Origin of the sequence: Bacillus cereus group sp. N8 (genome assembly GCF_016483685.1) — a bacterium.
Lineage (GTDB): Bacteria > Bacillota > Bacilli > Bacillales > Bacillaceae_G > Bacillus_A > Bacillus_A proteolyticus.
The window spans coordinates 1-258 of the sequence record NZ_JAEHBK010000183.1; the positions used below are offsets into that span (position 1 = coordinate 1).

The following is a 258-nucleotide window of genomic DNA, read 5'->3' on the forward strand; positions in this document are numbered from 1 at the left end:
GTGGTGACCCGTACGGGATTCGAACCCGTGTTACCGCCGTGAAAGGGCGGTGTCTTAACCACTTGACCAACGGGCCAAAAAAAAATCAAAACTTTTCTCAAGCTTCCAACCGGGCTTGAACCGGTGACCTCTTCCTTACCATGGAAGTACTCTACCAGCTGAGCTATGGAAGCATAATGGCTCCGCAGGTAGGAATCGAACCTACGACCGATCGGTTAACAGCCGATAGCTCTACCGCTGAGCTACTGCGGAATAATA

Annotated in this window: 3 tRNA genes; all 3 read right to left on the reverse strand. The window is 51.2% G+C overall.

What is annotated here, in order from left to right:
- Position 1: 1 nt before the first annotated feature.
- The 3 genes from JDS80_RS30925 to JDS80_RS30935 all read right to left on the reverse strand — a co-directional run bounded on the left by JDS80_RS30925 (position 2) and on the right by JDS80_RS30935 (position 252).
- Positions 2-76, reverse strand: a tRNA-Glu gene (locus tag JDS80_RS30925).
- A 24-nt stretch (positions 77-100) separates the two neighbouring features.
- Positions 101-173 (reverse strand) — tRNA-Thr (locus JDS80_RS30930).
- A gap of 4 nt (positions 174-177) precedes the next feature.
- Positions 178-252, reverse strand: a tRNA-Asn gene (locus JDS80_RS30935).
- Positions 253-258 lie beyond the last annotated feature (6 nt).